The organism is Liquorilactobacillus capillatus DSM 19910 (assembly GCF_001434915.1).
GTDB classification, from domain to species: Bacteria; Bacillota; Bacilli; order Lactobacillales; family Lactobacillaceae; genus Liquorilactobacillus; species Liquorilactobacillus capillatus.
On the sequence record NZ_AZEF01000016.1, the window covers coordinates 1 to 21622 of the forward strand.

A 21622-nucleotide genomic window follows, 5' to 3' on the forward strand; every position below is an offset into this window, starting at 1 on the left:
ACACCACCCAAAGGTGATGCCAAGATCTCCATCAATACGATTTGACTTTGACCCATATTAATTGTCTCTTCGCACATCTAAACCCTGAATCGCATTATCATATGTCCACTGTTTAACTCTTGTCATATCATTAGTGCGGTAATAATCAGCAATCAACTCGTTCCATTCATCCCACTTATCTAGGGGAACATTGATCAACCCAGCACCCCCGTCAATCATGATTTTATTGGCACTTAAAGTCGCTGTCCGTTTATTACCGACCCCAAAGATTTGCTGACGCATATTATGATACATAACCGTCAAGGCTTTATCAGTTGTTGTCGTCTGCGAATCAGCCAACGTTTTTTGTAAAAATACTTGTTCCTCTTGTTCGTTAATCAGTGGTGGTTCAAAGAATTCTTCACTCCCTAAATTAACCCCACCTTGTCCCTGCCGCAACTCGCCAGGAACTAGGGCATCTTCGGCAGCCACTAATTTATTGATTTGCTTTTCTATTGGCAGGGTTAAAGGTTCACTTTGGGACGTCACATATTGCCAGCCCCGTTTTAAATTAACAATCGTTAAAACATCTTCAACTGGCACACCTGCAACGCTCATACCATCCATGATTGTTTGCGTTTGTGGCAGTGTTGTATTAACCCCCTCAAAACGAGCATTAGTATGCACTAACTTGGTAAAGTTTGACCGTGCAAAACGTCGATTTTCTTCGGACGTGAAATTGTACTTGTCTGCATAAAATTCCATATCTGTTCATCTCCTTATCCTTACTGTACAAAATAATTTATTTTAACCAAAATCAATTTGATCCAACGTAGTTTCGGTACTTGCCTGGTCTAAGCCTAAATAAGCTAAGGATCAATTTATTGGCTGATAGTAGAACGCTGTTTTTGGATCCACTTGTAAATTATGAGCATTTTTCAAAACTGTGTTTTTAAAAATCCATACCGAGCTTTTACCAGGGTGCATATTCCGTGTATATATAAAATATACTCTCTTATTAACACGTTCATAGAAAATCCCACGTCTTCTATATAAATTAAAAAAATATGTTCTGGAAAAACCAAAACTGTTATTTTGAGTAGTAAGCACATAATCCCTACCATGTATTTTAATCTTAAAACTTTTTGAATTAAACATTTGAATAGCATAAACTTCATTTGTCGAATATCGATTTTCATGTGTATAGATAATCACAGCACCTAAACTGAGAAGAATCATTAAACACATTAATTTTGAAATTCCTTTTGAAAGCTTCCTTGAGTAACTATCAAGATAAACTAACCCTACAAATAAAAACATAAAAGTTATAATCGCAACTAGCACTTTAGGTGTTTGCAGCATTACTTTATTTGAAAAAAACAGAGTCACAACAAAAGCGAATAGAAAAAGTAAGTATTTACCATAGTCTCTCATAGCTATTCTCCTCAAATGATATCATTGCCAAAAATAAACCTTAATTAATCAATGCTAAAATTATACTAACAATAATTAATACTATATCAGCAATCGGCAATGAGAAACCACCTTTTTATTCCTATTTAGAATCCAATTTTACTTTTCATGATCTTTTAGGTTAATATTAAAAATATATAAAAGGAGATTCTAATGTTTAAAATAATTTTTGCTGTATTTTTATTTCTGGCATTCGCATTCTTAGCCTTCTTTAGTGGAAGAAAAAATACACTTTTTCAGAAAAAGCTACATCCTAAAATAAAAGTAATAATAAATCAACTTAATAACAACAATTTTGAAAAAGTTAAACATACAGAAAAAGAGAAGCAAGAAATACTTGGCTTAAAAAAAAGCTCTTCAGACTTGAAAAAAGATGCCAAATGGATTAGAGAAAAAAGTTCGAAACAATACAAAAGATTTTGGATTTTGTTTTATATTTACTTTCTTTTTTGCCTTAGCGTCTTGCAATTATACTATGCAGGTTTATGGCTACTAATATTGAACTTATTTGTTGGTCTATTTCAAATTGCTTTTCTTATTAACCTCAACATTACACTTTCAAAAAAAATTACTGCAACCTTACGGAGAATAAACATCTTTACAGATACTAACTACATCGAAGAACTAAATGGTATCGGCAGACAGTTTAAAATTGAGCTTTTTTTTGAGATATTGGCAATATTTTCGGCATATTATATGCTTTATAATATATATTTGTACACTTATTAAAAATTAAACTACTATTACATAAAAAACATTGAATGGTTGCTCTTCCTGCTAACATTCAATGCTTTTTGATTCTGATCGAGAATTTAATCAAAAGAAATACTTGCAAATTTAGTTATCCATGCTGATATAGTAGTTCCTACAGTTGTCAAAGTCTCACTGGTAACTTCAATTGTTTCTTCGCCCCAAACTGGATTTTTGGTTAATAAGATTACTCCAAAACCTGCAACAACTGCCAATCCCCATACAGCAATTCCCTCAGAAGGTATTTTAAAAGTTTTTTTTTCCGCAATAGGAGCACTAATAGGAGTTGGATCAATAGGTTGTTCTGGATAGTTAGAATTAAAAGCCATGCTAAGTGTAATAGTATACTCTAGATCAGTATCTACACTACTGATCTCTTTCTTAATTGTTCCTTCAATTAACGTCTTAATTCCTAATTTTCCATTTAACATTGTTGGCCCAGACTTAACATTACCATCTCCTATCAATGGTGCTAAGTCATCTATTACAGCACTAATATTATTTTCTGATAAATCTTTTACAGTACCAAAATATTTTTTTAAAGTGCTATTTGCTTCTAAAACAGGTTTGCCATTTTTTACACTTATAACTCCTAAACTTGCTTCATCTCCCGCACTCCAAGAAGTGCTATATTCAACTTTAAAATCGGCCACTGGTGTTCTTTCTTCTACAGATTTTTCAGCAACAAGCCAATCAACTTTCCCAAAAACATTTTTGAAAATTGGAAATGATTTTAAAATTGATGGAATAAGTTTTACTATTTTATAACCATCTGACGAAGAATCTTCAAATAATTGACACCCCTGATCTTTCCCGGAAGCAGCATCTTGATCAATATCAATCCCAGTTGAACCTGCTGTATATTCTTTAAACTGATCAAAACTCCAGTTTAAAGGCATCTTAAAACCTAAGTTACCACTCCAGCCATAAGACATATTAGCGACAAAACTGTACTTAACCCCGATTTTTTCTGCATACAGACAAACATTACGCGTTCCATAGACCCCAACTTCGTAACCAGAATCTGCGACTGCGGCGAGAACTCCCTTCAAGTACGGAATAACCGTTCCGTCGATATCACCATCTTGAATGTCAACATCAACCGCAAAGTAAATAGTAGTTCCTTCAGGAAAATCTAACTTACGTGCTGCAGCAGTTGCAATGCCACCATCTATTGTTCCTTGACTGTTTGTAAAATATTTTTCTTCATAACCACCATCTTCATAAATTGGAAAGATACGCAGACCAGCTGATGTAATTGCTGTAATTTCATCAGCTGTTAAATTCTTAGGACGTTCATTGCTACCTGTCCCAACTGTTCCCGTAAGGTAACGACCTACAATTTCAAAACCTGCATTTTTAAATTTAGTTACGGTTCCTGAAGTTAAGCGTGTAGCGGTATCAAAAGCTATTGAGTCACGGTCAGTATTTCCATTACTTGTTAATAATCCTTTAATAACAGTTAAGTCAGCTGTTGTAGTATAAGGTTCTAAGTCCATAAACTTACGGAATGCCACAATTGCATTTCCTACTGTCTCGGTAAAGCTACCATCAAAAGCTCCTGTATAAAACCCATTGACATATAAACCATATTGGATAATCTGCACAATTTCACCTGTTGTTCCTTCAGAAACAGTAGGTGTCCTAGCAATTGTTTCCGCTCCATAATTCCCATTAGCTGTAGTTGCGTCTATCCCTTCAACTCGCTGCAACGCATAAATCAACGCTGTATTAGTTCCCCGTTGATAAACACCATCACATGGCAAAATCCCTAAATCATTACTATATTTTTTATTCAATGCCTGTTGCATTTCACGGATTCTCTTATCACCATTCTCTAACAAGGTGAAAGCACTCATATCAAACAAAGCAGACATCAAATTAACCGTTAAATTACCGTCAGTATCCACCCCCGCATCACGCTGCAAAGATTTAATTGCCGCAACTAGATCTTCATCATAACTTTCTGTAAAACTATTTGGACTAATACCCTTGCACCAAAAAGCTCCTTTAATCAATTTAACAATCTTACTTGAAGTATTTTTCTTAATAGTATCAATTACTTTTGCCAGAGCAGCTTTAGTTTGATCGCCAAAGCCCTCACCTAGCTCAGACAACTTCAGTTCATGCTGCAATCCTTCACGTAAGCTATAAATTGTTGACCAACCTGTTTGACCATTTTCAGGTGCTTTATGGAATCCATTAATACCTCCGTATGTTTTATTAAGCCACTGTTGTGTTGCTAATACCATTTGATCCATCTAGAAAACTTCCTTTCCTTTAATCTGGACCAAGCATAAAACCTATTTTTAAAATCATCAAACGTATGTTCGATATTTATTTGTTTAAATTTATTGATACACAATTCTACAAAAAGATAATTCCAAGTAAACAAATAGACTCCAACAATTAAGTTGGAATCTATAAATGAAACAGATTGATTAAGTCTGCTTAAAGTGATGCATTCTAAGTACTATAACAATTTATCTATCTACTGACTTAGTAATCAAGCTAATTATTTATATCTAGCCTTGAAAGCTAACAAAAAGTAGATTTAAAGCACCAGAATTTAATTATCCTGATATTTTTGATTATTTTTCAGTTTCTCCTTTTTTTTAAATGAATTAATATAACTTTACAATGTCTGCTAAAATTTCACTTAATTTAGAACCTCATGCATCCTAGCCTTTTGTATCAGCTTGCTTGATTATAGATACGAAAAAAGGCCCCTAAATCCAAGGTGTCCCCTTGTGGTAGCCAATAAGTACCAAACATATCCTAGGCCTTGATCATCTAATTTTTATTGTGAGGTTCTATAAACGTCAAAAATCGATGATTCCAAATCTGATCTTGATAAAAGTTACTCGTCTGTTGGGCAGTCATCATTTGATTGGATATAGTTGTTGTTAACCCTCGAACCATTTCTAAATGGTATCCCAAACCATGCGCCATCTTAATTGTTGTATCTACGCAAAATTCAACCTGTGCGCCACAAATCTCAATTGACTTAATCTCATACTTATCTAGTATTTTTTGCAGATCAGTATGATAAAAAGAGTTAGCATGAACTTTTTGTATTAATATGTCATGAGAAGACACCTTAAAATCATTAATTATCTTCCAGTTATAACTATTTTTAACTAGGTCTTCATCATTATGCTGAACAAAAATTACAGGTTTATTTTGTGAGTGATAAATGTTAATACGTTCCTTAATTCCAGAAATGACTTTTGTTAAGTTTGCTAATGGTTCTGAGCTACGGCATACTCCGTTTTGCATGTCGATAATCATTAATACATCTGCCATATTTTTCTCCTTTAACATACACAGTATTTAATGTAATTACTACTTATTAACCTACTAACGAAAAACCTTATCAATAAAACGGATTACCGTACTTCTCACAATACTGGTAAAATCCAAACCTATACAAATAAATATCTTTATCTATTTGCTCATTGTTTTTAAACTTAATCATCTTCAAAACCTGCTGTGTAAATTCTAGTGGTGCAGTCCCATTAGCAGTAACCAAGTTATGATCGCGTACTGTTTGTTCTTCAAGAAAATCTGATTTATTTTGATACTGATCAAAGTCTTTCCACAAATATTGCGTATTGCCAGTATGTTTGAAATCAGTAAGTAATCCGTTTCTAGCGAGATAATCCACTGCACCACAGATTGCACCCACAAACTTGTTATTCGTTAACCGTTCTTGAATCAGCTGTTTTAGTACATTATTTTTAATTTGCCAAGAATTTCCACCAATTAATATCAACAGCTCACAATCAGCCGGTATTTGCTCCAACTGATAATCCACTGCAGTTTTAAAGCCACCAATTGAAACTACCTCTTGCTTGATCGAAGTAGTTTTTACTTCCCAATTAGGATCTTGATTTAATGTACTTGAAAGATAAGCACCTTCCCAATCAGCATATTCATCTAACAATACAAAAATTGCTTGTTTCATAATAATAAAGTCCCCTATTCTATTGGGATTAGTATCTCACAGTATCCCAAACTTACTAATTCCTGTTTATATCGTTCAATAATTGGCTTGTTGAGAACCTTAAGTTGCTTTTCACAGATAATTTGTTTCATTTTTTGATAAAATTCATTAATTGCTATTTCAGTATGAGGTATTTTAAAAACAGCGTACTTTACAGCAGTTAAAGTCCTTTGATTAATACAGTTATTTTTTAAATTTTCCTTATTGATAATTAAACAAACATCATATCTACAATTCGCATTAGGAACATTCCGCGGATTATCCAAAGCTATACCTAGTATGATTGATCCTTTGAATAGTTTCTCTGCCTTAACCCATTGTTTAAAGGAACGCATTAATTTCCCGTTTTCAGTACCATAAGCGCCTATTCGTCTAAAATAAACGACTTTTATTTCTTTCGTATATTCAATATTCGCTTTTGTGTACTCCGTATTTTTTCTCGGGCGTCCTGTGCTATTAGCATAACCCCAATTAAAACAAAATACACTACTGATTTAAAAATATATTTTTAAAAGGATTATATTCCCTGTATAATAGATCAAGTAGAGAAGTTAAGGCGGTGGCTATTTCCAATCGGAGGTGGTGCTTATGGTGTTAAACCTTTAAAGCCCATAATTCCTAATGAAAGGAGTAGCCTAAGTGTCCGTGTCGGACGCTTTACAATTAATGCTGGCTTTCGGTACATTTATCGTGGCCTTGATCGCATTAATTGTTGAGCTGATTAAAAGTCAGCAAAAAAAATAACCGCCTTAGCTCTGCCAAGCTAGCGGTTATTTAATAATCATAGTATTGTCACCGTCTTAAACGGCTCTACACGGGGAAGCCCTGTTCACGCGGGGCTTCCTTTTTCTTATCCACATTATAGCATGACTATAAGCGACTTTCGACTATTTTAAATCAGATTTCTAGCAATTATAAGGATCATGTATTTGCTTTTTACATTAAAACACCGATAAAAGCTAGCGGAAGTAGTTAGATCATTTACTGATAATAGACCGTGTAGAGCATTTTTTTAATTGACAACAACCGTCGCCCAAAAACCGTTTAATTGCACAAAAATAGACTCCCAGAGAGTTATGTCTAGAAGTCCATGAATGAAGTAGATTGACTAAGTCTACTCATAATAGTAGTTAAACCAAGTGACACTCACATTAACAATATCTACCGAGTTAGTAATTAAGCTAGTTATTCTTTATCTAGCCTTAAGTGCGAACAAGAAGTAGATGCAAAGCACTAATATTTAATTATCCTAGTGTTTTTTTACTCCTCTACCTCTTAACTTTACTACTTGTAAACTTATTAGTATTACTTACAATGTTTGCTAAAATCTTACCTATTTCAAGGTTCCAAACTATGAAAACTGGTTATATTTTCTAACGTAAATAATCCAAAATGGAGGTCTGCATAATTTTGGTCCCCATTGCGAGGGTCGCCTTATATGAAGTCATCTGGTTCTGATACTCCATGTATTTCTGGGCAACATCAACATCTTGTTTATCGGATAAAACATCTGTTAAATTGTTCTTCTCAGTCTCATTTCGGGAAGAAGCCGACTGTAAGCGCGTAGTCGTTGTACTGATCTTCGCCTGAATCGTCGTGAAATTATCCGTGTAATCCTGGCTTGATTTTAATAAACTTCCTGATAAAGTTTCTTTATCATCATTTTTCAATGCTGTAATTAATTTATTGAAGTAGCCACTAATATTTTCGCCCGTTTGTGCACTATCGGATAAGTTCATTAGCTTAGAGCCATCGGCGAACAAATTAACTCCAACACCCTTTGCAATCTCACGTGGCAAATCTTGCTCAGTTCCGTTATACTTGATACCGCTAATTTCGCCATCTTTTTTCTCAACTTCAAAGGGTACAGTTGTCGTATTTTGCCCTGCAAAAATATAACGCCCATCAAAGTTAGTATTAAGCGAATCAACTACACCTGAGATCAACTGTTCAACTTCGTCTTTATTGGCTTTAACAGCTTCTGTAGGGGTTGAGCCGTTAGCTGAAGATTGAATTAAGGCACTGATTCGTTGCATTGAAGTTGTCACGCCGTTTAAAGCCGCATACTGCGTCTGCGACCATGAAATACCGTCTGCGATAGTACTAGAATAAGTCTTATTCTGTGCTAACGAGACATTTAAGTCCATAATTTTTGAGACTAACAACGGATTATCAGATGATTTACTGACTTCTTTAAAAGAAGATAGTTGGTTCATCGATTTTTGAACCTTGCTAGTATTTGTCGTTAAGTTTTTCAGAAAATCATTATAGGTCATATTATCTGAAATGCGCATAAACCTACACTCCCGTTCTATTAATCAGTGTATCTAACATTTCTGAGACAACCGAGATAATCCGAGCATTAGCTTGAAAGCCTTGTTGGAATCTAATGACATCAGACATTTCTTCATTGATTGAAACCCCAGACATTGATTCATTTTTATATTCAAGCTGATTCAACAAGGATAACTGTGCAGATGATGTATTATCCGCCTGCTGCTTCGAGATCCCATTTTTCGTTACTATATTATTAAAGGCATCGGCATAACTAGATCCACCCTCTGTTTGTTTAAAGGTTAGATTAGTTGCATCATAGTTAGCGGTCAAATCGCTATCTGACATTGGATAAGTCAGCTTTAGATCATTAAGATTTGCCAGTGCCAGTGCGCGTGAGCCATCCCCCGCGGCCGTTGTCGTCCCGGCTGGAATTAATGATGGCTTAGCTATAATCGCGGCATCAACTTTAAGATTAGCTGCATATTTATCTGGGTCATCTCCAATATTGAAGAAGCCGCTTGTACTCTGCTTGCCATCTGTAAAGACCATGTTCGTTGTCTTGGCGACAGTCGCTGCAAAGTCATTTAACTCTTGCAAATGTGACTGAATCTCATTAACTGAAGCCTGCAAGCCACCCAAACTTCCGGATGTTACATCTAACTTAGCGTATGTTGGATTATTATCAGCATCACTTTTAGTCAATAAAACTGTCCCAGCTGGGTAATCTTCATTCAGTGTTTGCGTTCCGCCTGTTGTATCGCCATCTTTTGCGACTGAAGACTTCCCAGCTTGATTACCAACAACAACACTAAGCGTATTGCGTTCGTCTCCGTTTAGAATCGTCTGTCCCGAAAGTTGGATCGAAGCTCGGCCATACCGGTCAATTGAAGTCTCAACATTAGCCAGACTTGAAATGTCTTTCAAGAGATTATCCCGCGTATCTAGCAAATCATTGGGTGTTTCACCCGAACTATTCAGATTATAGACCTGTTCATTCAGTGATTGCAGTTGCTTGATCTTCTCATTAAAGTCTAGCGCTGTTTTAGCAATATTTTGTGTTGTATCCGTCTTTAACTGTCCGACTTTATTAGCCATTTCGCTGACAGTATCGACAAAACTGCTGGCTGTCTCGACTACAGTTGCTTTAGATGTTCCCATCTCCGGATTCTTTGATAGCTGGGTCCAGCTATCGGACAGTTTGGAAAGTTGGCTAACAACACCATTATCAGATGGTTCATTTAAGGTATCTTCTAACTGACCCAAAACATCTGATTTTTCATTATAAAATTGATACTGTGCGTTAGCACCACGAACCTGAGAACGGACAAAGTCGTTGACCACGCGTTCAACCCCGTTAGCCTCAACTCCGGTTCCAATCATTCCAACGCCCGCCATCTTATAAGGGGTCGTTGTCTTCATGTCAACTCGCTGACGCGAGTACCCGTCTGTATTCGTATTCGCAATATTATGACTGCTTGTTTGCAATGCGATCTGGTTTGCACCCATACCACTCGTTGCGGTCCCTAATGTGCCGAACAACCCAACCATTCAAATTCCTCCTTACACTTCTTTATCGATCAGCGCCGTTCTTGCCTGCTGTTTGACCGTTTTATACTTTGAATATGTTGCTGCAGGCGACTTAATATTATCTTTAATTGCCGTCATCAGCATCTTCTGGTAGCTAAGAGCCTGCTTAGTCAGCAACATGTTTTCATCTTGCTGAACTTGGACCTGCGCGGCTAGTTCTCTTGTTTTAGCTGAAATAGTCCCCTGATATCCATCGAGGATGGGGACAAATTTTTCTTTCTGTTTTACTAATTCAACCAGTTCTTCAGCCTTATCCTTGATCAAAAGTGTCTTTTCCTTTTTTAATAACCTTGAAAAAGCCATTAGCTGACGTTGGAATTCTATCTCTTTCATAACTAGTTACCTTTTTTTGTATTAAATTCAGCCATCATCTTTGAAGCAATTTTTTCAGCTGAAACTTGATAACTGCCATCCTTAATAGCTTGCTTCAAGCGTGCTACCCGGTCAGAATCAAAGCCTGCCTCTGCTTGGCTATTTTTACGTATTTGTTGTGTCTTATCTGAGAGGCTGACATCTAAAGCCTTGCTTTTAGCCTGTTTATTTACTTGCTTGGCGTTATTTTGTTCAACTTTAAGCCGGTTAAGCTGGTCATTATAACCGTTATTTTGAAATCCTTCTATCTTCATCAGAGCCGCTCCCTTCTCGTTCTGAAATATCCTATACTAACTTTATCGGCAAAAATAAAAAAAGTTAAACCTCTCGGCTAACTTTTTTTAATTTTAAATTTTTCTTAAGAAGTTAAGTATTGGCGACTACTTCTAATTCATCCGATTGATTCGCTGATTAGGTGAAAGGATATTGGTGATTCGGACACCAAAGTTTTCATTAATAACAACAACTTCTCCAGTTGCAATTGGTTTCCCATTAAGCAGAATCTCCAATGGTTCATCAGTCAACTTATCTAGTTCAATAACTGAACCTGAATTAAATGAGAGGATATCCCGCACTGTTTTCTCACTCCGGCCCAAAACAACACTCAAGTTCAGTGGAACATCCAGAATCAGGTCTAAATTATCTCCTTCAGCAACTTCCTTTTCACTCAGTTGCTGGAAGTCAGGTGAACTAACCTCAACTTTTTGCTGTGGCTGTGCCTTCTGAGCGGCAGGTTGTGCAGGTGTCGGCTGTGCCGCTGCGGCTGGTTGCGGTGCTGGTTGAGGCGTAGCCGGCTTTTCAGGAGCTGGCGCAGCTTCTTTTTCACCATTATTACGATCATCCACCACAGTTGCTTTATCTGACATCATTGCATCTGTAATATCTGAAACCATATCTTCGGTAAAGATTTGCATGATCTCACTTTCAATTAGGCCTTCAACTGACAGGTTGAATGAGATCCGGTAAATAACTTGATCCTTAACAATGCCGTCATACTCAATATTAGCTGGTTCTTCCCACAGCTTCACTGTTGGCGGCAAAATATCTACCTTGCGGTCAATCATCGTTGCCATTGAAGTCGAAGCTGAACCAATCATCTGGTTCATGGCCTCAGCTACTGCACTTAATTCCAGTTCAGTGAATTTATCTGACTTCGGTGTTCCATCGCCACCCATCATCAAGTCTGCAATGATAATAGCATCCTTGACTTCTAGCAACATTAAATTGGTCCCCATCAAGCCTTCTTTGAACTCAACGGTCGTCGCAACCTTAGGCGCCTCGATTCCTGCAAGCAGATCATCAAATTTTACTTTAGTAACACGTGGTGTCGTAATACTGACCCGACGCGCTAGAATCGACGAAAGCGTCGTGGCAGCCTGTGACATTGAGATATTACCAACTTCACCGATAATATCCTGCTTTGTCTGTTCGTCAACTCCTGTTTCTGCAGGCTTTTGACTTTCTTTTGAATCGCCGTCTGTTTCTGAATTTGCATTCATTAATGCATCAATTTCTGCTTGTGATAAACCGTCGCTCATTCGTCTTGTTCCCCTTCCAATTTGTCTATCAATTCAACTGCTAATTGTCCATGTCTCTTTCCTGGTTTTACACGATAGAACGGATGTCCTTCAATAAAGGAATCCAGTGGTGCTGCGATCTTGCTATCGAGTTTAACAACATCCCCTACTTCAAGATGCAAGAAATCAGACAACTCCATCTTAGATTCTCCCAATAGGACCTCGATATCCATATCGACCCCATTCAGTCCCTTGCGGAGCTCACGCTCATCATTGCGGTCAAATTTTTGACTTGAATCAAACCAATTACCGAAGCTCAACTTATCTGTGATTCCCTCAAAGAAAACATATGGAATACACAAATTAATAAACGTACTTGTTTCTCCGATATTGATTGTAAAGGTACTTAAAACGACCGGTTCATTTGGTGACATATTCTGCAGTAATTGCGGATTAGTATCCAATCCATCTAAAGTTGTATCTAGTTCAACAATTTCTTTCCACGAATTCTGAAAAACTTCTGTCAGACCTTTAATAACTTCTTCCAAAACAGCTAGCTCGATATCAGTAAAGCCTTTTTTATCAAAAGCCTTTTTCTTACCATCTTGATCAGGAGCCTCTCCTTGCTGCTCAGCTGTTGATCCTACTGGTGCCGGATTTTCATTTGCAGCTGGTTGCTGCTTCTCATCATCGTCATGCTTCTGTTCTTGCGCTGACAAATCCGCACCGCCACAGAGCATTTCAATTATCTTCATACACAGCTGTTGGTTCATTTCAATTATCTGAATCCCCTTTAGAGGTTCAGAGTGGAAGAGCCCCAGTAAAGTTACTCGCGGAATCGAATGAATAAATTCATCATAACTTACTTGTTCGATTGCCGCCAATTGAAGTCTGACATTGGCTCGCATTTGCGTCGAAAGTACATTGCTGCCCATTTTTGAAAAATCCTCAAAGATCATGTGCAGAGTATTGACGTATTCTTTTGAGAGCTTTGTCGGTCTTCTGAAATCGTAGCTTTTTACTTTGGCTGCATCGTTTTCCTCTTCAATTTTTTCTTGATCAATCTCACCGGTGCTCATTGCATTCAGCAGCGCATCGATCTCTTGTTGCGTCAATACTTGATCCACACAGATCCCTCACTTATTAAAAAATCAAATGGTTCACGTCAACTACATTTGCTACTTTATCTTCCAAAGAAACTATTCCCAGATAATGTTTCTCTTTTTCTGTCTTTTCTAGTTCAATGTCTTCTTTGTCGATATCAACAACTTCAACTACTTCTTCGATCAGTAATCCTTTGCGTTCATCCTCTTTCTTCATAATTAAGATATTATGATTGCTTTCAGATGAAGGAACACCGATCAATTCTGATAAACCGATGACCGTCATTACTGTTCCTCGCAGGTTGATCAACCCTTTTACCCAGTTAGGGGCTAACGGAACACGTGTAATTTTGATCGTATCAATGACTTCCTCTACAGAAGCTGCTGAAATCAAATAATACTGCTGGTTCATCTTAAACAGGATCATTTGCATTTAATATCATCTCCTGACTATTTAGGAAAGAGCTTTATCTATAGCTTTGATGACCCGGTCTGTATCGAAAGGCTTGACGATAAAGTCAACGGCCCCAGCACGGATAGCATCCATAACCATTCCTTGCTGTCCCATGGCACTGCACATAATAACTTTAGCATTGGCATCCGCTTCACGAATCATCTTCAATGCTTGAATACCGTCAACTTCTGGCATCGTGATATCCATTGTTACTAAATCAGGCTTAGTCGCTTGGTATTTTTCAAAAGCTTCTTGACCATTTTGAGCTTCATCAGCTACCTCGTACCCGTTCTTACTTAAAATATCTTTTAATTTCATACGCATGAATACCGCGTCATCCACGATTAAAACTTTTTTCGCCAAAATATTTGCTCCTCTCAGATTCCTAAAGATTTTAGTATTTGTTCCAAAACGCCCGTTTCTGGAATTAAGAATAACGAGGCGTCCAATTTTTCTTCAGAATAAGTAAATTCATTTCTGATCACCATGATCTGCTCATCATACTGGTCGAGCGCCATATAGATACTACTGATAACCGCACCAAAATAATCATCTTGGATAACCGGCAGCGCAGAAACCAATTCAACGTTCAAGAGGTTTCCAATCGCACTCAAGAAAGAATTTGAAATAATATTCGTCAATTCGCTGACTGCTGACATCTTAACATTGATATCATCAGTCTTCGCTCCTAACATCAGCTCCGATAATTTATCCGCCGAGTCGTCTGATACCACAAATAAAATTACGCCGCTGTAGTTACCAACGATATTGCTGACTACCGCGTGTACTTCAACATCGGCAGCAATAATTTGCTCGTACAGTTCATGATAACTTAAAATGCTGATTTCGGGAACATGCATATCGATTTTTTGGTTAACTAATTTTGAAATACTCGTCGCTGCGTGTCCACCGCCAATATTAATGACTTCTTTTAAACCGTCTAATTCCAATTCTGAATATGCCATTATTTATTACCCTTTTTCTCGTTGCAGATTGCATTAACATCAAGAATCAAGGCTATTTCACCGTTACCGAAGATCGTCGCACCTTGGTACTTATTGATCTTCTGCAACATTGGATCGATCTTCTTAATAACGATTTCTTGCTGCCCGATCAACTCATCTGCCAAGACGCCATAATACTTCTGGTCGATCTTGACGATAATAGCAAATTTCTTTTTATTAGGATCGGGTTTGATCTGCAATAAATGATCGGTTCGGATAATCGGGATTAAACTATCTTGGAAATGGTAAACTTCTTGGTTAGTCGTCTCAACGATCTCATCTTCTTTGAGCATAACAACTCGTTCCACTACATCTAATGGCACCGCAAAGCTCTCATTCCCGATTCTGACCATCAATGCTTGAATAATCGACAAGGTTAACGGCAACTTAATAATGAACTTAGTCCCAACATGAAGTTCGCTCTTCATCTCAATCGATCCGCCCAACTCACTGATCTTAGCTTGGACAGCATCCAGCCCTACGCCACGACCAGAGATATTAGTGATCTTCTTAGCGGTTGAGAATCCAGGATGAAAGATCAATTTCTTGATATCATCATCTGACATTCCTTCAGTATTAATGCCCTTGCTTTCAGCACTTGCCTTAATGACCGCTGGATCAAGCCCTTTACCATCATCTTCGAGTGTAATAATAACCCGGTTTCCTTCTTGATAAGCCGATAACTTAATCGTCCCTTTACGATCCTTACCTTCTTGTTCACGAATCTCTGGCGATTCAATTCCGTGATCAGAGGAGTTACGCAGTAAATGAATTAATGGTTCACTCAGTTCTGAAACAACCGTCTTGTCTAACTCGGTCTCTTCACCTTCAACGACGAGTTCCATTTCCTTATGTAATTCATTAGCAAGATCACGTACCATCCGTGGGAAACGACTAAAGACTACACTGACCTGCTGCATTCTGATCTTTAGAACAAGATCTTGCAATTCTGAGGTCAAACGTGAAACCTGTTCAAGCGCGTCACGCATTGCATCAGCATTATTACGCATACTGGCATCATCTAACTGATTACGGTAAACGACTAATTCTGAAACCAGATTTAAGAACCGATCTAATCTAGTCAGATCAACTCTGATCGACTGGTTACGAGCATTAGCATGGTGATGCGCCGCCGATGTTTTACCACTTTTTTTTGGTTTTGCCGCAGTAGCTTTTGGTTTAGCTGCTGGCACATTTTTTTGAGCTTGAGGTGCGGCAGCTTCTTTTGGTGCTTGTGCTGCTTCTGCTTGTTGTTTCTCAGCTGTCTTCTGTTTCTTCTCATCAAACGGTTCAATGATTGCTTCATCGATCTCACTGTTACTATCAACATTATGCTTAACCATTTCCAAGTCATCCTTGGTAAGGTAGACAAGTCTGAAATCAGTATCAAAATCACCATCTTCAAGCACATCAACGCTTGGTTCGGTGTGTAAGACATCCCCCTCTTGCTCAAGCTTTTCCATAATCAAAAAGACACGTGGGCCCTTAAGCAATGATTCCTTATCAATTCTGATAGCAACACTGTAGACCTTATAATCGCCTGTGATGGCTTGATGGATAACATCTAAGTCAGCCTCTTCTAAATGTTCAAAAGCTGCTGTCAACGCACCTGTATCATGTTCTTCTTTCTCTGGTTGACTTGCAGCCTGGCCGCCTCCGTTGACACTTTCCTCAACCTTCGCAAGTTCAGCGAGTAAGTCGCTGATCTGGTCTTCACTGAGTTCTTTCTCGTCGCGTAGATCCTCCACCAATTGAGATAAACGGTCTAAGCAGCGAAAGATCAGTGAGATATAATCACTGTTGACCTTGAGCTTACCCGATTTAAAGAAATCAAACAAATTTTCCATCTTATGTGTTAGTTTCGTCATCACATCATAACCCATTGTTGCCGCCATACCTTTTAATGTATGGGCAGCTCGGAAAATCTCGTTAACAAGATCCATATTATCTGGTTCGCTCTCCAGTTCTAGGACATTGTCGTTTAACTGTTGCAGGTTGTCATCACTTTCTTCAAAAAACAAACTGCGATAAACACTGTTATCATCCATTAATTTCAACTCCTTCCTTACTTACTAAACCTTCTGATAAATAAACGAATCTATTTTTTTAAGACCTATTTCTTCCGCCTGCCCAATCGTTTCCGTCGCACCGGTGAACAGAATTCCACCTTGGACTAAAGCGTCGCTTAATTTACGGTAAACTTCATCACGCGCGTCAGCTTTGAAGTAGATTGTGACATTACGACAAACAACCACGTGACAGCCGCTTTCATAACGGTCCTTTAAGAGATCATGCTTTTTGAATGTTATCTTATTCTTCAACATTGGACTGACTTGATACTTGCCCTCTGCATTTTTAGCAAAGTATTTGTCTAGATCTCTTGCGGAAACATTTTTCACTTCATTACTTTGATAAAGCCCAGCCTTAGCTTTTTTCAAGATCTCATCATCAATATCTGTTGCAACTATCCGTCCTGAAGCAATATTATTTCTAGCTAAGATCATCGCTAAAGTGTAGGGCTCGGCCCCGATCGAACAAGCAGCACTCCAGATTTTCGGATGGTCAAACTGCGGGACGATCTGCGTCATTAAACGCTGCTCAAACATCTCGAAAAGACTTTTATTACGATAAAATTCAGTTACATTAATCGTTAAGTGCTCCACAAAGGCATGCCGTGCAACACTATCTGCTTCTAAAAGTTTAGCGTACTGTTCTAACGAAGTTGCTCCAGCCGCTGTCATGATATTCGCTATCCTACGCTGCATCTGTCTTTCCTTATATGCATCGAGCCGAATACCTAATCTGTGCTGGACCCAATCATTAAAAAAATCAAAATTTAATTCCATCTTTTCACCCAACTATCTGCCTAATTTTACGCCCAATCGAATCTAGATCCAGGACTTCATTTACCACATGCTTTTCAATGGCATTGCGCGGCATCCCAAAGACGACACATGTCTCCTTATCTTGGGCAATCGTGTAGCCGCCGTTTGCTTGAATCTGCTGCATCCCCTTAGTTCCATCTTTTCCCATCCCCGTCAATAAAACCGCCACTAAATTTCGACGGTAAGTCTCCGCGGCAGAGTTGAAAAGATAATCAACTGCAGGTCGTGTTCCATGTAATTTTGGCTCTTGATTCAAACTGAGTTTGCCGTTTTTGATAATCATATGATAATCGCCTGGGCAAAGATATACTTTTCGTTCGATTGCCATGCCATCTTCTACTTCACACACAGGAATATTCGTTTCTTGATCCATTCGCTGTGCAAAGGATTTTGTAAAGCCTTTTGGCATGTGCTGTACGATAAAAATCGGGACTTTCGTTGCTGCTGGAAGAGAACGAATAATCGTCAAGAGTGCCCGCGGACCGCCAGTCGATGCACCAATGACTAAGGCTCTAATATGTGTAGCTAAACGCGCACTGGCAACCTGTTTCGAAGTTTCAGTCACTGTTTGCGGCTGTACATTATACTCGGCTGCATTTGAAACAGCCTTTCCCCTCGATCTAACACTCTTGATCTTCATATGAAAATCAAGGACCCATTCATCTTGAATCGACATTAAGTTAACCGGTTTTTCAACAAAATCAGCTGCTCCCGATGCCAATGCTTCAATGGTAACTTCCTTGTTAGTCAGTGAACTCAACATAATAACTGGTGTATCCATCGTTGCCTTTATCTTCCGCAGGGTTTCCAAACCGCCCATCACCGGCATCTCAACATCCATCAAGACAAGATCGACTGGCTGATCATTAAGCATTTCCAATGCTACCTTGCCATTACGTGCTGTTCCGGCAACTTCAATATCGGGCATCTCTTTGAGCAGATCAGTAATGATCTTACGCATAAAAGCAGAATCATCAACTACTAAAATCTTCATTCTCTCCAGTAACTCCTTCATATATATACTGCTTCATGGTGTACAATTCGCACCATCGTCTCAAAATTATTCAAATCAACGATCATTGTTCGACCGCAACTTCCACCCACATGACTCGCGATTAACGGTACACGCAGTTCTTTTAGCATCGCTTCAACTGCTTCAATATTACGCTGACCAATATTACCGGTTTTAGAACTCGTTTTAAAACCAAACATATTAGCTCCGCCAACTATTTTAGCCTTAAAGCGGGCTCGTGGTGCTTCGCTTCGCAGTTTAGCCACCATTTCTGGCAGAGCAAGATCAGCAAATTTCGCAGTATTTAACGTCTGTTTTTTAGCAAAAGGGTGGCTGTCGGGCAGCATAATATGGCTCAAACCGCCTATTTCAGCTTGTTCAGCATAGATAATCGTTCCGATACAAGATCCCAGACCGACTGTGATCAGCTTAGACGGCGCATGTGCTATTTTATAATCTGCAATTCCTACTCTAACTTCACTCTGAATCAGTACCATCGCTAGTATTACCTTTATCAGCATTTAACTGGTCAACTGTTGCTAACAATTCTGATTCTTGTCGGTTATCAAAGAGATAATTTAATTCAATTGAAATAACGACCTTATCGTCTAATTTCAAGAATTTGTCGATATATCCACGTTTTAAGTTAGCTCTGCCTAATTCTTGTTCATAATTCGTTTCTTCTAAGTAAGAAATTCCTATGATATTCTCAACGAAGATTCCTAATGAGCTGTCTTTCCAGTCACACAGAATTACCTTGTTATCGTCTGAGGATTCTGTGTATTGTCCAAAGAGCTTTCTACGTAAGTCAATAATGGGGATCATGTGTTCTTGATATTCATACACACCCAGAATATAGTCTGCTACTTCTGGTAAAGTGATAAAATTACTAGCTTCAATCACTCTTGTAACAGCTTTGACTGGCATCGCAAATAACTGCTCATGACTTTCGAACACTACATATTGTTCCATTAACGCCAATCCTTTCTTTGAAAATGTAATTTTAAAGCATTTAAATTATAATTAAACCTTAAAACTATCTACTTGGAACTTCAAAACGCTGGCAATATCCTCAATATCCTTAACCGATGCTTCGAATTTCTTAACAACATTGTAGAATTCTTCGACATTGGCAGTTGCTTCTTGAGTTCCAGCAGATGTTTCTGCAATCGCGGATGTAATGTTTTCCATTGATTTTGTAACCGTGTCTTTTTCTTCAACTACACCGCTAATATGTTTTTCGACAACATTGATACTTTCAACGAACTTCTCAACCATCCCGGATATTTCCTTAGTTGAGTCCATTGCCTTGTCTAAGTTATCTGTCTGTTGTTCGCCGCTAGCATACGATTCATTCATAGCTGTCGTCATATGCTTCGACTTATCTCGAATAACTTCGATAATATCTCGGATATTCTTAGCTGACTTGCCACTTTCTTCAGCTAGAGTCCGTACTTCTTCAGCAACAATCGCGAAACCGCGCCCTGCTTCACCGGCACGTGCGGCTTCAATTGAAGCATTCAACGCTAATAAGTTAGTCTGTTCTGAAATGTCGTTGATTAACTGAACAATGTTTCCGATATTTTGGATATCTTTGTTCATATCATCCATTTCACCAACAATTTCAGCCTGGTTATTTCTTTCCTTTGTCCAGCTGTCAGAAACGTTCATTACCATTTCAGTGTTTTTAGCATTACTTTCATTTGCTTTAGTAACATAGTCACTCATATGCGCAACTTCTTTATTGATCTCCTCAATATTAGAAGCTAACTTTTGCATATCACTTGCAGTCTGTTCTGCCTCTGTTGTTTGTGAAGTCGAAGCATCAGCAATGTTATTCATCGTTGCACGGATGTTTTCAATCGTTCCAGATGACTTCTTGGACATTGTTGATAATGAACCAGCGATCTCATTCATATGTCCGCTTTCTTCTTTAATCCCAACGATCATGGCAACAAAGGCATTGATGACTCCATGAAAACCATCTTTAACTTTAGCGATTACCGCATTATCAGAACTTGTTGACTTGAATTTACCTAATTGAGTCATGTCACCTGAACTTACAGCATCCAATATTTTTTGCAGATTTTTCATTTCAACTGTTTCTGCTCCGGCTAACATCAAGGTAATAATCTCATTTGCTATTGCATAAATGACAACAACAACCACACTGAAAATAATAAAACTCCGTGCAGTTTGCTCATCTGCAACACCTCTCACAATAAAGAAGTAACAAATAATCAAAATTAATGCTGTTACCCCCGCTGGAATCAACGGACGCAAACTAAGATTCTTAAAAAAACCTAAAAACTTTTTTCCCATGGTTATACCCCTTCCAATCGACATACTTCATAAAGTATTTAAAATTCAAAGATGCTATCCAATTTTCTTTTTAAATCCGCGCTCCTTTTTTGAATTTGAAAATAGCAATCCCTTACTCTCAATATCGGTAATTTCGCATAAAATTTTAAGCATCAACTCTCACCAGATATAAATATCTTTTGGATCGGCATAACTTGTGTAGCCACCATCATGATCATCACGGATCAAACGACCTCCCTGCAACTCTAAAACACGCTTTCGAAGTGAGTTGACCATCGTACTATCATGAGTCGCCATTATAACTGTTGTTCCTCTTTGATTTAAACGTAAAAACAACTTCATAATTTCGGCAGATGACCTGGGATCTAGGTTGGCGGTCGGTTCATCGGCAATTAGCACAAAAGGCTTATTGACGATTGCTCGTGCAATCGCAACTTTCTTCTGCTGCCCTATGGAAAGTTCTGTCAGTTTTTTATCTTGAGATGCTGTCATCCCCACCAGTTCTAGCACTTCCAACGCTCGTTCTTTCTTTTGCGGCCCCATCACTCCTAGAGCTTCCAAACAATAAATAATATTCTCGAAAACTGAATAATAGGGAATAAATAGATCCTTTTGCATCACAATCCCAATTTGGCGGCGTAATAAATAAAGCCTGTTCAATGCAAGCTTCTCCACATGCATATTTCCTATCTGGATTGACCCACTTGTAGGTAATTCTTCACGTGTAAGCATCCTCAACAAAGTCGATTTTCCTGCTCCACTGGGTCCAACAAGATACACAAACTCACCTTGCTGGACTTTTAGTGAAACATCGATTAAAGCCTTGATATGTTCGCCATAATTTTTATTGACGTTCTTTAAACTGATCAATTTACTCCCCC

The 21622-nt window shown here is 38.1% G+C and carries 24 protein-coding genes; 2 read left to right on the forward strand and 22 right to left on the reverse strand.

Annotated features, from left to right (window positions below; all coding sequences use genetic code 11):
- Positions 1-57: 57 nt before the first annotated feature.
- The gene (locus FC81_RS03695; protein WP_057743112.1) at positions 58-744 is read right to left on the reverse strand and encodes a Fic family protein; all 687 of its coding nucleotides are present in this window, start codon (positions 742-744) and stop codon (positions 58-60) included.
- A gap of 111 nt (positions 745-855) precedes the next feature.
- On the reverse strand, positions 856-1413 hold the full coding sequence (locus FC81_RS03700; protein WP_057743114.1) for a hypothetical protein: 558 nt from the start codon (positions 1411-1413) through the stop codon (positions 856-858).
- 192 nt (positions 1414-1605) lie between these two features.
- On the opposite strand from FC81_RS03700, the gene FC81_RS03705 reads away from it, so the two are divergent.
- Positions 1606-2181, forward strand: a complete 576-nt coding sequence (locus tag FC81_RS03705) for a hypothetical protein (RefSeq protein WP_057743116.1) — start codon at positions 1606-1608, stop codon at positions 2179-2181.
- Between the two features lie 83 nt (positions 2182-2264).
- On the opposite strand, the gene FC81_RS03710 is transcribed toward FC81_RS03705, so the two are convergent.
- The 4 genes from FC81_RS03710 to FC81_RS03725 form a co-directional block, all read right to left on the reverse strand.
- Positions 2265-4463: a glycoside hydrolase domain-containing protein gene (locus FC81_RS03710; protein ID WP_083478744.1), complete on the reverse strand. Its 2199-nt coding sequence runs from the start codon at positions 4461-4463 to the stop codon at positions 2265-2267.
- Between the two features lie 532 nt (positions 4464-4995).
- Positions 4996-5508, reverse strand: coding sequence for a cysteine hydrolase family protein (locus FC81_RS03715; protein ID WP_057743118.1), 513 nt, complete (start codon positions 5506-5508; stop codon positions 4996-4998).
- 70 nt (positions 5509-5578) lie between these two features.
- On the reverse strand, positions 5579-6169 hold the full coding sequence (locus FC81_RS03720; RefSeq protein ID WP_057743120.1) for a type 1 glutamine amidotransferase family protein: 591 nt from the start codon (positions 6167-6169) through the stop codon (positions 5579-5581).
- Between the two features lie 14 nt (positions 6170-6183).
- Positions 6184-6618, reverse strand: a complete 435-nt coding sequence (locus FC81_RS03725) for a GyrI-like domain-containing protein (RefSeq protein WP_057743122.1) — start codon at positions 6616-6618, stop codon at positions 6184-6186.
- A gap of 229 nt (positions 6619-6847) precedes the next feature.
- Between FC81_RS03725 and FC81_RS11115 the strand changes: the two genes are divergently transcribed.
- A complete protein-coding gene (locus tag FC81_RS11115) occupies positions 6848-6952 on the forward strand; it encodes a putative holin-like toxin (protein WP_006293514.1) in 105 nt (34 codons plus the stop codon).
- Between the two features lie 629 nt (positions 6953-7581).
- On the opposite strand, the gene flgL is transcribed toward FC81_RS11115, so the two are convergent.
- The 16 genes from flgL to FC81_RS03810 all read right to left on the reverse strand — a co-directional run bounded on the left by flgL (position 7582) and on the right by FC81_RS03810 (position 21611).
- Positions 7582-8502 (reverse strand): flagellar hook-associated protein FlgL, encoded by a 921-nt coding sequence (gene flgL / locus FC81_RS03735; RefSeq protein WP_057743124.1) that lies wholly within the window; start codon positions 8500-8502, stop codon positions 7582-7584.
- A 4-nt stretch (positions 8503-8506) separates the two neighbouring features.
- On the reverse strand, positions 8507-10033 hold the full coding sequence (flgK, locus tag FC81_RS03740; protein ID WP_057743126.1) for a flagellar hook-associated protein FlgK: 1527 nt from the start codon (positions 10031-10033) through the stop codon (positions 8507-8509).
- Positions 10034-10045: 12 nt separating this feature from the next.
- Complete coding sequence (locus FC81_RS03745) at positions 10046-10405, reverse strand: hypothetical protein (RefSeq protein ID WP_057743128.1); 360 nt, start codon at positions 10403-10405, stop codon at positions 10046-10048.
- 2 nt (positions 10406-10407) lie between these two features.
- Complete coding sequence (gene flgM / locus FC81_RS03750) at positions 10408-10698, reverse strand: flagellar biosynthesis anti-sigma factor FlgM (RefSeq protein ID WP_057743130.1); 291 nt, start codon at positions 10696-10698, stop codon at positions 10408-10410.
- Positions 10699-10830: 132 nt separating this feature from the next.
- Entirely contained in the window at positions 10831-11982 is a 1152-nt protein-coding gene (fliY, locus tag FC81_RS03755) for a flagellar motor switch phosphatase FliY (RefSeq protein WP_057743132.1), read from the reverse strand.
- Positions 11979-13088: a flagellar motor switch protein FliM gene (locus FC81_RS03760; RefSeq protein ID WP_057743134.1), complete on the reverse strand. Its 1110-nt coding sequence runs from the start codon at positions 13086-13088 to the stop codon at positions 11979-11981. The genes fliY and FC81_RS03760 overlap by 4 nt, the downstream gene beginning before the upstream one ends.
- Positions 13089-13104: 16 nt before the next feature.
- Positions 13105-13497 carry a chemotaxis protein CheW gene (locus FC81_RS03765; protein WP_057743135.1) on the reverse strand — a complete coding sequence of 131 codons (393 nt, stop codon included), beginning with the start codon at positions 13495-13497 and terminating at the stop codon, positions 13105-13107.
- A gap of 21 nt (positions 13498-13518) precedes the next feature.
- Complete coding sequence (locus FC81_RS03770) at positions 13519-13881, reverse strand: response regulator (RefSeq protein WP_057743137.1); 363 nt, start codon at positions 13879-13881, stop codon at positions 13519-13521.
- A 14-nt stretch (positions 13882-13895) separates the two neighbouring features.
- Positions 13896-14483 carry a chemotaxis protein CheC gene (locus FC81_RS03775; RefSeq protein WP_057743139.1) on the reverse strand — a complete coding sequence of 196 codons (588 nt, stop codon included), beginning with the start codon at positions 14481-14483 and terminating at the stop codon, positions 13896-13898.
- The gene (locus FC81_RS03780) at positions 14483-16570 is read right to left on the reverse strand and encodes a chemotaxis protein CheA (RefSeq protein WP_057743141.1); all 2088 of its coding nucleotides are present in this window, start codon (positions 16568-16570) and stop codon (positions 14483-14485) included. Before FC81_RS03780 ends, FC81_RS03775 begins: the two co-directional genes overlap by 1 nt.
- A 24-nt stretch (positions 16571-16594) precedes the next feature.
- Positions 16595-17368 (reverse strand): CheR family methyltransferase, encoded by a 774-nt coding sequence (locus tag FC81_RS03785; RefSeq protein ID WP_057743143.1) that lies wholly within the window; start codon positions 17366-17368, stop codon positions 16595-16597.
- Positions 17369-17372: 4 nt separating this feature from the next.
- Positions 17373-18401, reverse strand: a complete 1029-nt coding sequence (locus FC81_RS03790; RefSeq protein WP_057743145.1) for a protein-glutamate methylesterase/protein-glutamine glutaminase — start codon at positions 18399-18401, stop codon at positions 17373-17375.
- Positions 18402-18418: 17 nt separating this feature from the next.
- Complete coding sequence (locus tag FC81_RS03795) at positions 18419-18916, reverse strand: chemotaxis protein CheD (RefSeq protein WP_057743147.1); 498 nt, start codon at positions 18914-18916, stop codon at positions 18419-18421.
- Positions 18897-19391, reverse strand: a complete 495-nt coding sequence (locus tag FC81_RS03800; RefSeq protein WP_057743149.1) for a chemotaxis protein CheW — start codon at positions 19389-19391, stop codon at positions 18897-18899. Before FC81_RS03800 ends, FC81_RS03795 begins: the two co-directional genes overlap by 20 nt.
- A 51-nt stretch (positions 19392-19442) precedes the next feature.
- Entirely contained in the window at positions 19443-20741 is a 1299-nt protein-coding gene (locus FC81_RS03805; RefSeq protein WP_057743151.1) for a methyl-accepting chemotaxis protein, read from the reverse strand.
- A gap of 159 nt (positions 20742-20900) precedes the next feature.
- The gene (locus tag FC81_RS03810; RefSeq protein ID WP_057743152.1) at positions 20901-21611 is read right to left on the reverse strand and encodes a cell division ATP-binding protein FtsE; all 711 of its coding nucleotides are present in this window, start codon (positions 21609-21611) and stop codon (positions 20901-20903) included.
- Between the last annotated feature and the right edge of the window lie 11 nt (positions 21612-21622).